Origin of the sequence: Paenibacillus praedii (genome assembly GCF_049725345.1) — a bacterium.
In the GTDB taxonomy this organism is placed as follows: domain Bacteria; phylum Bacillota; class Bacilli; order Paenibacillales; family Paenibacillaceae; genus Pristimantibacillus.
Map to the genome: position 1 here is coordinate 281378 of NZ_JBMWAM010000001.1, position 13755 is coordinate 295132.

The following is a 13755-nucleotide window of genomic DNA, read 5'->3' on the forward strand; positions in this document are numbered from 1 at the left end:
TATAATGTAGCTCGTCATAGTATGGGGTCGGTTGTCGAATTTATACTATAAGAAACTCTAACCTATACAAAAAAAAGAACCGCTTGCTTCCACAGCGGCAATTGTGGAAAACACAAGCGATTCTTTGGCAATATATTTTTTGATTATACTTCCATAATGATTGGCAAAATCATTGGACGACGACGAGTTTGCTCGTACAAGAAACGGCCAAGCGCATCTTTAACATTCGTTTTCAATGATGCCCACTCATTTACTTTGTCGTTCATCAATTTAGTCAACGTGGAAGTCACGATGCGGTTAGCCTCATCAAGCAGCCCTTCCGATTCACGCACGTATACGAAGCCGCGTGAAATGATGTCAGGACCAGAGAGAATAGCTCCATCCTGCTTGCTTAATGTCACAACAACGACGAGTATGCCATCTTGTGACAACAACTTACGATCGCGAAGAACGATATTACCAACATCGCCCACACCCAAGCCATCAATCAGCACGTTACCAGCTTGTACCTTCGATCCTTTTCGCGCGCTGCCATTTTGGAATTCAACCGTATCTCCATTATCGATGACAAAAATATTTTCGCGTTCAATGCCAACTGCTTCACCGAGCTTTGCATGCTGCCTGAGCATCCGGTATTCACCATGGATCGGAATGAAATATTTCGGCTTAATTAAATTAAGCATCAGCTTCAATTCTTCTTGGCTGCCATGACCTGATACGTGTACGCCAGATACGGAACCGTTGCCATAGATGACGTTAGCGCCTAAACGGAACAATTCATCAACCGTACGGCCTACATAACGCTCATTTCCTGGAATTGGCGTTGCAGCAATAATAACGGTATCGCCAGGCAAAATATCAACCTTGCGATGCGTCGAGCGCGCCATACGTGTTAATGCTGACATCGGCTCGCCTTGACTGCCTGTACACAAAATAACAACACGATCGGCAGCAAGCTTGTTAACCTCTTCCGGCTCAATGATCATTCCTTCTGGAATGTTCAAGTAACCCAGATCCGAAGCGATGCCAACTACATTAACCATGCTTCGTCCTACGACTGCAATTTTGCGACGGGTTGCTATTGCTGCATTAATAATTTGTTGAATCCGATGAACGTTGGAAGCAAAAGTAGCTACAACAACACGCTGCGAGGACTTTCGGAAAATATCCTCCAAGTTGTCGCCGACCTGTGCTTCGGATGGCGTATAGCCTGGACGCTCAGCATTCGTACTATCGGATAATAATGCCAGTACGCCACGTTTCCCAATTTCTGCGATACGCTGTAAATCAGCGAATTGCTCATTGACCGGCGTATGATCAAATTTGAAGTCACCCGTGTGTACGACGGTTCCCTCAGGTGTGTCTAAGCTGACACCGACAGAGTCAGGAATACTGTGGTTTGTTTTGAAGAAAGAAGCACGGATGGTACCCAATTGAATTTCCGTATCCGCATTGATGAGGATTCGTTTCGTATCCCCAAGCATTCCCGCTTCCTTCAGTTTTCCTTCGATAAGACCTAATGTAAGCTTAGTTGCATAGATCGGTACATTTAGATTTTTTAAAACATAAGACAGACCGCCAATGTGATCCTCGTGTCCGTGCGTAATAATGATCCCGCGAACCTTGTCACGATTTTCCGTTAAATATGAAATATCCGGAATAACAATATCGATACCGAGCATATCCTCTTCTGGGAACTTTAATCCTGAGTCAACAACAACAATGTCATTGTTATATTGGATAACGTACATATTTTTCCCGATCTCGCCTACTCCGCCTAGTGCAAAAATGATTAGCTTATCCTGGTTGTTCTTTTTAGACAAGTGTATCTTAACCTCCTTAGATTTTGCGAAGCAAAATTGCTTCGTAAGTATGAACTTAGAATTGCGAAGCAAATTGCTTCGTAAGCATGTACTTTAAATTTTGCGAAGCAAATCGCTTCGAAAGCATTAACTTTTAGTTTTGTAGTGAAGCAACATCGCTTCGTATGTCTTATTCAGTTATTATTTTTGCGATGATAAAAGCTGGCACGTATTCATCCATGTGTGAATTACCGAGAAGTGAAATCCTCATCATTCATTATGTGCTGTTAGCGTCAGATGCCGCTCTGACGTTTTGTTGCTTCCAAATATTTGCCGCACGCAATCACTTGAGATCATTATACATGAAGAAAAAGCTGGAATACAAGTGAAACCCGTTAAAGCTGTTACCCAATATGCTACCCAAAAAAATAAAACCGATGCTGGATGCACCGGCTGCAATCAACGGATACCGTTTATTTATGAGATCAAATTGCGTAAGAACGCGGCTTCAGCCTCTGTAACCGTAACAAGCGGAAGTCTTACTCCGCCAACGGGCAAGCCTTTTAGACCAAGCGCATACTTTACAGCTACCGGATTAGGTACCGGATGCGGGCATCCAAATAATCCTTTGAAAATCGGATGACACTCACCGTTTATCTTAGCCGCCTCCTGAACATTGCCTTCCAGGTAAGCTGTAATGAGCTGCTTCATTTTAGCACCGATAAGATGACTGGCTACGCTAATAATCCCGTATCCGCCAACGGCCAAAGCAGGAAGCGTAGCGCTGTCGTCACCGCTGTATACTTTAAACCCGGCAGGCGCACTGCCAATAATTTGTGTCAGCTGATCCGTGTTCGCACAATCCTTCGTTGCAACTATATTGCTAATCTCCGCCAACCGCAATGTTGTTTCTACGGAAATATTTACCCCTGTACGACCTTCTACATTGTACAGTATGACAGGCAACGAGGTAGCTTCGGCTACAGCCTTAAAATGCTGATAAAGTCCTTCTTGACTTGGACGATTATAATAAGGCGCAACTAACAAAATGCCATCTACGCCGGCAGCTTCCGCTTCCTTTGTCAAATGGATGGAATGGGCCGTGTTATTGCTCCCCGTACCGGCAATAATCTTGCAACGACCATTCGCGTGCTTGACAGCAAATCGGAACAGCTCCAGCTTCTCCTCATCGGACAGCGTAGGCGATTCGCCAGTCGTTCCGGACACGACGAGACTATCGCTTTGCTGTTCTTCTATTAAATAATTAATCAAACGGCCAGCCGTTGGCCAATCGATTTGACCGTCCGTATCGAATGGGGTTACCATCGCGGTAATCAGTCTTCCAAAATCCATTTGAATTCCTCCTAAAAAGTGCGGCTGTCTATCGATGAAGCCCAAACTTCGCATGCAGAGCCCTTAAAGCGTTATTCATATCTGCTTGCCGGATGAGCACCCATATTGTAGTGTTTGAATCAGCCGATTGCATGATTGAGATGCCCTGCTCCGTCAGCGCTTCCACAATCCGCGCCATGACACCAGGTTCTCCATTCATTCCTCCGCCTATAACAGATACTTTGGCACAGCCATTTATCGCAGAAGGGGCATAACCCCCTTCCTTCAATACATGAACTGCACGTTCAGCATCCTTGTCGAAAACCGTATAAACGGCGCCGCTTGGCGTAACATTTATAAAATCTACGCTAATTTGATGCTTAGCCATGGATTGAAACACTTGTAGTTGAACATCACTTCGGCCAACAATCGCCTTCACCGATATTTGTGTAATACCGGAAACATGCGCGATGCCCGTAACATGACGATCCTTAACCAATAATTCCGCCCTGCGGTCAGCAGCATCCGTAACTAGTGTTCCCGTGTCTTCGGTGAACGTTGAACGTACACGAAGCGGAACCCTGGCATGCTGAGCAATCTCAACAGCACGAGGATGAATGACCTTAGCCCCTTGCCTAGCCATATTGCATATTTCCGCATAGCTGACGACAGCAAGAGGCCTAGCTTCTTCAACGATACGCGGATCGGCCGTCAATATCCCGTCCACGTCTGTGTATATATCAACCATCTCAGCACTCAGCGCAGCACCTAGAGCGGTCGCCGTTGTGTCACTGCCCCCACGACCAAGCGTAGTCATATCACCGTGCGCCGTACTGCCTTGAAAGCCCGTAACGATAACTACATAACCTTCACGGAGGCAACTAAGCACTTTATCAGGACGAACCTCTTTTATCCGGGCATGGCCAAAATGTTCGTCCGTCATTATGCCCGCCTGTCCGCCGGTCAGAACAACCGCAGGAGTATTGCTGGCGTTAAGTTGACTGCATAAAGCGGCCGCGGAAATGATTTCTCCGCAGCCAAGCAGCATATCTCTTTCTCTGTCCGGCAGTTTGTCGCCTTTGTCGCGGATAAGCTGAAGCAGCGTATCCGTTGCATAAGGATCGCCCTTACGCCCCATTGCTGATACGACAACGACAACGGAAAAGCCGTTACCGCGTTCTCTATTGATATGATGGATAACATGTTCTCTGGCATGATCGGTTGAGAGAGAGGTGCCCCCGAATTTTTGAATCAGGATGCGCATTCATTATCCTCCATACTCGATCCCAGGAAGAAGCGGCAAGTTACCCTTAGCTTAATACGTTAACCTTTTGCAATATGTTCTGCGATTTGTACGGCGTTCCATGCTGCGCCTTTGAGCAGGTTATCGGAAACAATCCACATATTAAGCCCGCGTTCATGGCCTAGATCGCGTCTTAGACGACCGACAAAAACATCCGGTTTTCCGGCAGCATCAGTCGCAAGCGGGTACTGCTGGTTGGCAGGATCATCTACAAGCGTGACGCCTGGCGCATCTGCCAGCAGCTGCTTTACCTCTTCCAAATCGTAGTTGTTTTTAAGCTCGACATATAGGGACTCGGAATGACCATATACGACTGGAATACGTACGCAGGTCGCTGTCACTTCAATGGTCTCGTCACCCATAATTTTTTTTGTTTCGTTAACCATTTTCATTTCCTCGAGAGTATAGCCGTTCTCTTGGAACTTGTCGATTTGAGGAATAGCGTTGAAGGCGATTTGATGTTTAATTGGCAAAGAACCTACCGGCAATATAGCAGGGTTTACTGCTTCGCCGTTCAGCGCCGATTGCGTTTGACGAAGCATTTCATCAATTGCTCGGCTTCCTGCACCAGATACGGCCTGGTAGGTAGATACGATAATGCGAGATATGCCATAACGATCCTGCAACGGCTTAAGGGCTGCCACCATTTGAATCGTGGAGCAGTTCGGATTCGCGATAATGCCTTGATGTTCGCTTACTTTCTCGATGTTCACTTCAGGTACAATAAGCGGCGTGTTTGGATCCATCCGGTAAGCATTCGTATTGTCTATACATACCGCGCCATGCTCGACTGCATGGGGAGCAAGCGCCTTCGACACATCGCCGCCTGCGCTGAACAATGCGATCTCTATACCTTTAAAGCTATCCGGAGTAGCCTCCTGTACCGTAAGCTCTTGGCCTTTAAATGTAATTTTCGTGCCTGCTGAACGAGCAGACGATAATAGCTTAAGCTCTTGTATTGGGAAGTTTCTTGATTCTAGTAATTTCAATATTTGTTCCCCTACTGCGCCCGTTGCCCCTACTACAGCAACATTAAACAATTTCTGATCCGGCATCTGATGGCTTCTCCCCTCTAAACATGTGTCACTGTATACGTTCGACAAGCAGCGGCTGAAGCTGTTTTCCCTGAAGAGCAGCTTCGCAAGCTTCCAAGATCAAATCCATTCTTGCAACAAGCGAATTTGGCTTCTGCACCGGATTATCCTGGCCAAACGGAACGAAATAAATATGTTTAGCCACTAGCAGCTTCGCTATGTTAGCAGCATTTAAACCGAGTCCATCATTCGTCGAGATAGCAAGCACGAGCGGCCGGCCATTGCGCATTTGCGCCTTGGCTGCCATTAGTACCGCGCTGTCTGTAATCGCATTTGCCAATCTGCTCGTCGTATTGCCTGTGCAAGGCGCTATGACAAGAACATCAAGCAGCTTCGATGGACCAAGAGGCTCTGCCTGCACGATCGTGGATATAAGTTCATTGCCTGTAATCAATTTGAGCTGTGTCTGCCAATCCTCTGACGATCCGAATCTAGTATCCGTCGTCATGATCGTATTCGAAACGATCGGCACCACATTGGCACCTGCATCGACGAACCGCTTAATTTCTGGCATCACCTCAGCAAACGTACAGTGCGAGCCAGATAACGCATAGCCAACCGTAATTCCATTCCAGTTCATATCCCAATCCCCCGCTTTATCGTATCATCCGAAATCAACTGTGTTAAGCATTCCGCCATGATACGTCCAGCTGTTTTCGGTGCAACGATACCGGGTAGTCCGGGTGCAAGCAACGCTTTAATCCCCCGCTTCTCCGCAAAGCGGAAATCTGTTCCGCCTGGCTTCGAGGCTAGGTCGATTATGACGGCTCGCGAAGGTAAATTTGCTATAATTTGCGCTGTGATTATCATAGTCGGAATTGTATTAAAAAGCAAGTCAATATTGCTTACATGCTGCAGTAAACCACTGATGTAGAAAGGCTCAAAGCCCATTTCCGATGCTCTTGCGAACTGCTCTGAACGACGTACTCCCACCTTTACTTTCGAGCCTAAACCTTGCAGCGTCCGCGCCATTGTGAATCCTGTTCGACCAAGCCCCAGTACCATTGACGACGATCCATGGATGGTAATATCCGTGTTCTGAATCGCCATCATCAAAGCGCCTTCCGCCGTCGGAATCGAGTTATAAATGGCTACGTCATCACGATCAAGCAGTTCTACAATAGTTATAGCGTTCTGCTCGCAAAGCTGTCGCAGATACGGTTTTGCCATTCCCGTATACACGGTGCAATGTTTCGGCAATCTTGCAATATGACTGTCTGTTAATTGCATTTGACGATCACTGAATACAGCATCTATGAATCCCAGCTCATCCGTACCAACAGTAGGCAGCAGCAGCGCATCCACACCTTCGAACAGCTGCTCTTCATAATCAGCCTGAACGGCTCCGTCCAATGACGAATGCAAGCCGTCAAACCCGCATACCGTTACCAAAGCATCCAGCTCAGTCAGCTTGCGAATGACCTCCAACTGTCTTGCGTCACCGCCAAGCAGCAGCACTTGAACGCCAGTTAGCATCAAGCTTCACTCCTTTCTTGCTAATCACTCTAGACCATCTTATGCTAACGCCCAGAGCGTGGTGAAAAAGAAAAAAGACTAGGGCATATGCCCCAGTCTTCCGCCATGATCCACTTGCTTATTCCAAATGATTAAACGCCTGTATGGCCAAAACCTCCAGCTCCCCGCACCGTATCCGGAAGCTCTTCAGCCTCCGTTATCGTAACTGCTGGAACCTGTTGGAACACCATCTGCGCAATTCTTTCGCCTCGCGCAATAGCAAACGGCTGCTGACCTAAATTAACAAGAAGTACCTTCACTTCACCGCGGTAATCCGCATCTATCGTTCCCGGCGTGTTCAGACAAGTTACGCCATGCTTATAAGCAAGCCCGCTGCGCGGTCTGATCTGAGCTTCAAGCTCGCCCGGCATGGCCATGGCGAAGCCGGTAGGAATAAGCTGACGTTCTCCTGGCTGCAAGATGACAGGCTCTCCAACAGCTGCTTGCAGGTCGAAGCCCGCAGCCCATTCCGACATTTTGCGAGGAATGGCAATATCTTCATTGCCTTCTAGACGCCTAAACAATACTTGATACAAATTGATCCCTCCTGAGCTGTGCTGCAGCCTTATCATTCGATCCCACCATGGCAACCGCGAAAGGTACGGACAACATTCGTTCCGTTACCTCTTTCACATCTGCCATCTTTACGGCATCGATTCGTTTGAGAAGCTCATCCAGCGTATAATGATTACCGAGCATCAGCTCATTTTTCCCTAATCTGTTCATTCTGCTGCTCGTGCTTTCCAGGCTCAAAATTAAGCTGCCCTTCAACTGCTCCTTGCCGCGATGAAGCTCATCTTCCGCCAAGCCTTTAACGGACAGCTCGCTTAGCTGCTCCATTGTCAAATCCAGCACATCTTTCGTTTGCTTCGGCGCCGTCCCCGCATAAATCGTAAACAAGCCCGTATCCGCATAGGTAGTATGGTAAGAATAGACAGAATACGCGAGTCCGCGCTTCTCTCTAATTTCTTGGAATAAACGCGAGCTCATCCCTCCGCCCAGCGCATTGTTAAGCAAGATCATCGCATAGAGTTTTGAATCTGTAATCGAACAACCGGGAAAGGAGATGCATAAATGATTTTGTTCGGTTTTTTTCTTGAAAAACAAGGAATCTCCACGGAAGGCTGGCGAGGAGCCAAGCTCAGCGGCTGGCTTGTTGTTTGCAAATGCTCCAAAGTGCTTTTCTAAAAGAGCCAGCAAAGCTTTTTCCTCAACATTACCTGCAACGCTGATGACCGTATTATCAATCGTGTACATATCATCCATGTAACCGCGCAGCGTATCCGGGCTCATTGCCGCCAATTGCTCTTGAATTCCTAATATGGAGTATGCAAGTGAATGCTCGCCATAGGCAGCTCTCGAAGCCTCATCATGCACTTTATCGTCAGGCGTATCCTCATACATCGAAATCTCTTCGAAAATGACATTTTTCTCCTTCGCAAGCTCCTCAGGATCAAGCGTAGAGTGGAAAAACATATCCGACAACGCATCGACAGCCAGCGGCAAATGCTCATCCAGCACCTTAACAAAATAACAGGTATATTCTTTCGAAGTAAAAGCATTGACATTGCCGCCAATGCCGTCAAACAAATCTGCGATATCCTTGGAAGAACGGTTTTCCGTTCCTTTGAATAGCATGTGCTCGATAAAATGGGTGATACCGTTGTTTTCTAATGTTTCGTTGCGTGAGCCTGCCTTGACCCAAATCCCGAAGGAAACCGATCTAACGGTCGGAATATATTCAACAACGACCCGCAATCCATTGCTAAGCTTATATTTGTTCACCGGGTGTCCTCCTAATGTTTTGTGAAACAAGGCTGTTTTCTTAATCCTTGTGCAGTATACATGAATGGTTTTACTATATCAGAATCCGCTTCCCCCCTCAACAACGGGTGGTATTCTTGCAGAGGATAACGTCTCGCCAACGGTGCCCAGCGCATAACCTCTTGACTTAGCCATTGAAATAATGCTGCTAATCGCATCTCGCGTCGAAGCGGTAGGATGCATGAGAATGAGCGACCCAGGCTCCAGCTTTGATGATACTCGGCTTAAAATGGTACTTGCAGTAGGCTTTTGCCAATCTATCGTATCGATTGTCCAAAGCACAGTCTTTAAGCCCTGCTCCGCTGCGATTTGTACCGTCTTTTGATTAAATGAGCCTGATGGCGGTGCGAACCAATTATTGGAAACCTTTAAAGTGGACTTCAATAAATTTTCAGTCTTCGCGATTTGCTCATAAGCGGCTTGTCTGCTTAGTTTCTGCATATCCGGATGCGAGTAAGCGTGATTAGACATTTCATGACCGTCAGCTTGTATACGCTTTGCGATGTCCGGGTATTTCTTCAACCAGCTTCCATCGAGGAAAAAGGTAGCCTTTACATTTTCCTGCTTCAGCGTCTTTAGAATCGAGTCAATGTACTCGTTGCCCCAAGCCACATTAATCATAAGAGAAATCATCTTCTTATTCGGGTTCCCCCGATAGATGGGATGTGGTCCTAAATCATTTAAGCTGATCTTCGGCTCTACTTCTTTGAATATGTACTGGATCTCACTGGCGCCCGATTTCAGCAGTGTTGCTTCAAGCGTCTTCTCGATATCCACTTCCAGCCCATTATATCCAGGAATCGCTTTCCATACTCGGTCTATTCGGGCATCTACCGGCGCAACCTTCCTTTTCTCAGCCTCTGCCTGCACATAAGTAAGCAGCTTGCTCCTGTCCTTCGGGGTGTATGCGGTATCAGTGGATACCATGTCCGTATTCCTAAATTTTAAAGAAGCAAGAAAATGAGAAACGTCTTCGTTCATACTCACAAAAGCAAGCACCATGAGCATGCTCGCAGTAATAACGGCAGCTTTTTTAAACATCATAATTCTCACTCCCATACGCAGCTCTCATGCTTTTAAGGCTTGACCCGAAGCATGATAATCCATATGTATGAATGAGAGTACAAGGTTATGCAGGATTAACCTGTTTATGCTGGCCATACGGCGAATAATCACTTTTCACGCAACATAAAAAAAGAGACAGATATCATCTGACTCTTCTCTTTCGCTTATATTGTTTATCAGCAAGAAACTTATTGTGGCGCTGCTTCCTCTGTCATAAGGACCTTCGCTGACAAATTAATTCTGCCCTGCTGGTCGATCTCTGTTACCTTAACCTTAATCTGATCACCGATTTTAACGGCATCCTCGGTTTTAGCAACGCGCTCCGTTGAGAGCTGCGAGATATGAACAAGTCCGTCTTTGTTCGGCAAAATTTCTACAAAAGCTCCGAATTTCTCAACGCGCTTAACGGTTCCTAAGTAGATTTCGCCAATAACGACTTCCTTCACAATGCCTTCGATAATCGATTTCGCCTTTTGGTTCATCTCTTCGTTAGAGGAAGCTATAAATACCATGCCATCCTGCTCGATATCGATTTTTACGCCGGTCTCTTCAATAATCTTATTGATGATTTTTCCGCCTGCTCCAATAACATCACGGATTTTGTCCGGGTTAATGCGAAGGGTCAAAATTTTCGGCGCATATTTAGATAGGTTTGTACGCGAAGCCGGCAGGCTTTCTAGCATTTTGTCTAAAATGAACAAACGACCTTGACGGGCTTGCTCGAGAGACTGCTGCAGGATTGCACGGTTAATGCCTGCAATCTTAATGTCCATCTGAATGGCCGTTACGCCCTCTGCCGTACCAGCAACTTTAAAATCCATATCCCCTAGGTGATCTTCCATACCTTGGATATCGGAAAGAATAGCAAAATGGTCGCCGTCTTTAATAAGGCCCATTGCAATTCCTGCTACAGGAGCTTTTATTGGTACGCCTGCATCCATCATAGCCAACGTGCTTGCGCAAATGCTCGCTTGAGAAGAGGAACCGTTCGATTCCAACACTTCAGAAACAAGACGAATCGTATATGGAAATTCAGCTTCAGACGGAATAACCTTGGAAAGCGCACGCTCACCAAGCGCACCATGCCCGATTTCACGGCGTCCTGGCGGACGAAGCGGACGAGCTTCACCAACGCTAAACGGAGGGAAGTTGTAATGATGCATAAAACGTTTTGTTTCTTCTGGGGAGATTCCATCCAAAATTTGAACGTCACCCATTGCACCAAGCGTACAAATGCTTAGCGCTTGTGTTTGTCCACGCGTGAACAAGCCCGATCCATGCGTACGCGGCAGTAGCGCAACATCACAATCGATTGGACGGATTTCTTCGAGCTTACGGCCATCCGGACGAACCTTGTCATGTGAAATAAGACGGCGAACCTCTTCCTTCACGATGTCATAAAGCACTTCCTTCAAATCAGATAGCAGTTCAGGCGTCTCCGCATACTGCTCCTCAAAGTGAGCGACTGCAGCGGAGTTCACAGCATCGATCGCGTCTTGACGAGCATGCTTTTCTTCAACCTTAATCGCTTCCACCAGTTGAGCGAATGCAAAAGCACGAACATCAGCATTGACTTGCTCATTAACACTATGTAGCTTAACTTCCATTTTCGGTTTGCCGGCAATCGCTTGCAGCTCCTCGATTTTGGCAACAATATTTTTAATTTCATCATGGCCGAACATAATCGCTTCGAGCATGACATCCTCAGAGACCTCATTTGCTTCAGCCTCAACCATCATAATCGCTTCTTTGGTGCCTGCAACAACGACGTAAAGATCGGTTTGCTGCTCCTGCTCCACGGTTGGATTAATGATAAATTGACCATTTACACGAGCAACGATAACTCCGCCGATCGGTCCGTCAAATGGAACGTCGGAAATAGACAGCGCTGCCGATGTACCAATCATGGCAGCAATTTCAGGTGAACAGTCTTGGTCCACGCTCATGACCATATTCATGACCTGAACATCATTTCTGAAGCCCTCAGGGAACAACGGACGAATTGGCCTGTCCGTAAGTCGGCTGGACAAAATCGCCTTCTCGCTTGGACGGCCCTCACGTTTAATAAATCCGCCTGGAATTTTCCCGACAGCGTATAAACGCTCTTCGTAGTTAACTGTCAGCGGGAAGAAGTCCAGGTCCTTTGGACCTGCAGATGCAGTAACTGTACATAATACGACCGTATCGCCGTACTGTACGGTAACGGCTGCATTCGCTTGCTTAGCAAGGCGCCCTGTTTCGATGGAAAGAGGTCTTCCGCCTACCATCATTTCAATTCTTTGTACCATTTTACCCCTCCTATTGATTCGTTTGAATTATATTACACTGCAATAATTGGCAGTTTTTTCTGTTACTTTTCCTATTACAAAAAGCAACCCGAATCCGCGTATCCGATTTTCCCGGACGGCAGGACAGCCAGGTTGCTTTTCATTACGCATGTTTTATCGGCGAAGGCCGAGTTTTTCGATCAATGCGCTGTAACGTCTAACATCATTGTTCTTCAGGTATGCAAGCAGCTTACGGCGCTGACCTACCATCTTGAGCAAACCACGACGGGAGTGGTGATCCTTCTTGTGCTCCCGCAAATGCTGAGTCAAGTTAACGATGTTTTCAGTCAGGATAGCGACTTGAACCTCTGGAGAACCCGTATCAGTCGCATGCGTCTTATGAGTCTCAATCAGTTCGTGTTTACGTTCTTGTGTGATTGCCATCCTAATTCACCTCCTTCTTGATAATCGCCATTAGCCTCGCTGCCGTCGGTGAGAGCGGACACCCAAGCTAAGGTTAAGTTTATGAATAGACAACCATAATGACTACCTACCCACAACGATGTAAAGTATAACATAAAAGATAGTATGTTGTCGAGTAATTAGCGATAGTCTGCTATTTCTCTCGCTTTTTGAGAATCTAATTCAATTTGTTTGACGAGCTCGTCTACGGAATTGAACTTTTGCTCCGGCCTTATAAATGAGCGGAACTGAATGCTTATCTGCCGGCCATAAATATCCCCTTCAAAATCAAAAAGATGAGCCTCCATGACCGGCCGAATATCCTGCTTATTAAATGTCGGCTTAAGTCCATGATTCAGAACACCCGAATAGAATTGATCGTCAAGCCAAGCGGTAATAGCATAAACGCCAAGTCTAGGCGCGATGTATGGATGAGCGAACTCGAGATTTGCCGTTGGAAAACCAATCGTTCTGCCTCTGCCATCGCCATGAACGACGGTTCCTGTTACTTCGTAAGGTCGTCCTAGCAAACGCTCTGCCATTTCCAAATCACCTTGCTCGAGTGATTCACGCACATAGGTGCTGCTTACCTTAACGCCATTCTCAAATAACGGCTCGATAACATGGACAGCAATATCAGGATGTCCAAGACGTTTTAATGCCTCTGTATCCCCTGAGCCGCGATGACCGAAATTAAAATCAAAACCAACTACCACTTGCTTGGCATGCAGGGTTCGGAGAACATCATCTACGAATCTCTCCGGGGATACGGCTGAAAACTCAATATTGAACCTCATAATAAATACGAGATCCACGCCAAGCTCCGTAAACAAAGCCGTCTTCACGTCCAAAGGCGTTAGGCATCGATAATATTGGTCACCTTGTCCCAGCACTTCCTTCGGATGTGGATCAAAGGTTAAAACCGCGGAAAGCATATCGGCTTTCTTTGCCTCCATGACTGCCTTGCGAATGACATTTTGATGTCCGCGATGAACGCCGTCAAAATGGCCAATAGCTATGGAAAGCGGCTTGTCCAGCGATAACATGGACAAACCGTTTAAAGGATAACTTAATGGGATAATTTCCAACGC

12 protein-coding genes are annotated in these 13755 nt (G+C 46.6%); all 12 read right to left on the bottom strand.

The features are described from left to right. Positions 1-143: 143 nt before the first annotated feature. The gene (locus ACO9K6_RS01380; RefSeq protein ID WP_424765736.1) at positions 144-1823 is read right to left on the bottom strand and encodes a ribonuclease J; all 1680 of its coding nucleotides are present in this window, start codon (positions 1821-1823) and stop codon (positions 144-146) included. A 456-nt stretch (positions 1824-2279) separates the two neighbouring features. Continuing rightward, positions 2280-3155 carry a 4-hydroxy-tetrahydrodipicolinate synthase gene (dapA, locus tag ACO9K6_RS01385; protein WP_424765737.1) on the bottom strand — a complete coding sequence of 292 codons (876 nt, stop codon included), beginning with the start codon at positions 3153-3155 and terminating at the stop codon, positions 2280-2282. A gap of 28 nt (positions 3156-3183) precedes the next feature. Next, a complete protein-coding gene (gene dapG / locus ACO9K6_RS01390) occupies positions 3184-4398 on the bottom strand; it encodes an aspartate kinase (protein WP_424765738.1) in 1215 nt (404 codons plus the stop codon). A 59-nt stretch (positions 4399-4457) separates the two neighbouring features. Then, on the bottom strand, positions 4458-5492 hold the full coding sequence (locus tag ACO9K6_RS01395; RefSeq protein ID WP_424765739.1) for an aspartate-semialdehyde dehydrogenase: 1035 nt from the start codon (positions 5490-5492) through the stop codon (positions 4458-4460). 28 nt (positions 5493-5520) lie between these two features. After that, complete coding sequence (locus ACO9K6_RS01400; protein ID WP_424765740.1) at positions 5521-6111, bottom strand: dipicolinate synthase subunit B; 591 nt, start codon at positions 6109-6111, stop codon at positions 5521-5523. Continuing rightward, on the bottom strand, positions 6108-7007 hold the full coding sequence (dpsA, locus tag ACO9K6_RS01405) for a dipicolinate synthase subunit DpsA (RefSeq protein ID WP_424765741.1): 900 nt from the start codon (positions 7005-7007) through the stop codon (positions 6108-6110). The genes ACO9K6_RS01400 and dpsA overlap by 4 nt, the downstream gene beginning before the upstream one ends. 131 nt (positions 7008-7138) lie before the next feature. After that, entirely contained in the window at positions 7139-7582 is a 444-nt protein-coding gene (dut, locus tag ACO9K6_RS01410) for a dUTP diphosphatase (protein ID WP_424765742.1), read from the bottom strand. Further along, on the bottom strand, positions 7563-8831 hold the full coding sequence (locus ACO9K6_RS01415) for a M16 family metallopeptidase (RefSeq protein WP_424765743.1): 1269 nt from the start codon (positions 8829-8831) through the stop codon (positions 7563-7565). Before ACO9K6_RS01415 ends, dut begins: the two co-directional genes overlap by 20 nt. Positions 8832-8909: 78 nt before the next feature. Next, a complete protein-coding gene (locus ACO9K6_RS01420; protein WP_424765744.1) occupies positions 8910-9914 on the bottom strand; it encodes a polysaccharide deacetylase family protein in 1005 nt (334 codons plus the stop codon). Positions 9915-10123: 209 nt separating this feature from the next. After that, positions 10124-12223: a polyribonucleotide nucleotidyltransferase gene (pnp, locus tag ACO9K6_RS01425; RefSeq protein WP_424765745.1), complete on the bottom strand. Its 2100-nt coding sequence runs from the start codon at positions 12221-12223 to the stop codon at positions 10124-10126. A gap of 153 nt (positions 12224-12376) precedes the next feature. Further along, positions 12377-12646 carry a 30S ribosomal protein S15 gene (rpsO, locus tag ACO9K6_RS01430; protein WP_235233997.1) on the bottom strand — a complete coding sequence of 90 codons (270 nt, stop codon included), beginning with the start codon at positions 12644-12646 and terminating at the stop codon, positions 12377-12379. A gap of 158 nt (positions 12647-12804) precedes the next feature. Then, positions 12805-13752 carry a bifunctional riboflavin kinase/FAD synthetase gene (locus ACO9K6_RS01435; RefSeq protein WP_424765746.1) on the bottom strand — a complete coding sequence of 316 codons (948 nt, stop codon included), beginning with the start codon at positions 13750-13752 and terminating at the stop codon, positions 12805-12807. Positions 13753-13755 lie beyond the last annotated feature (3 nt).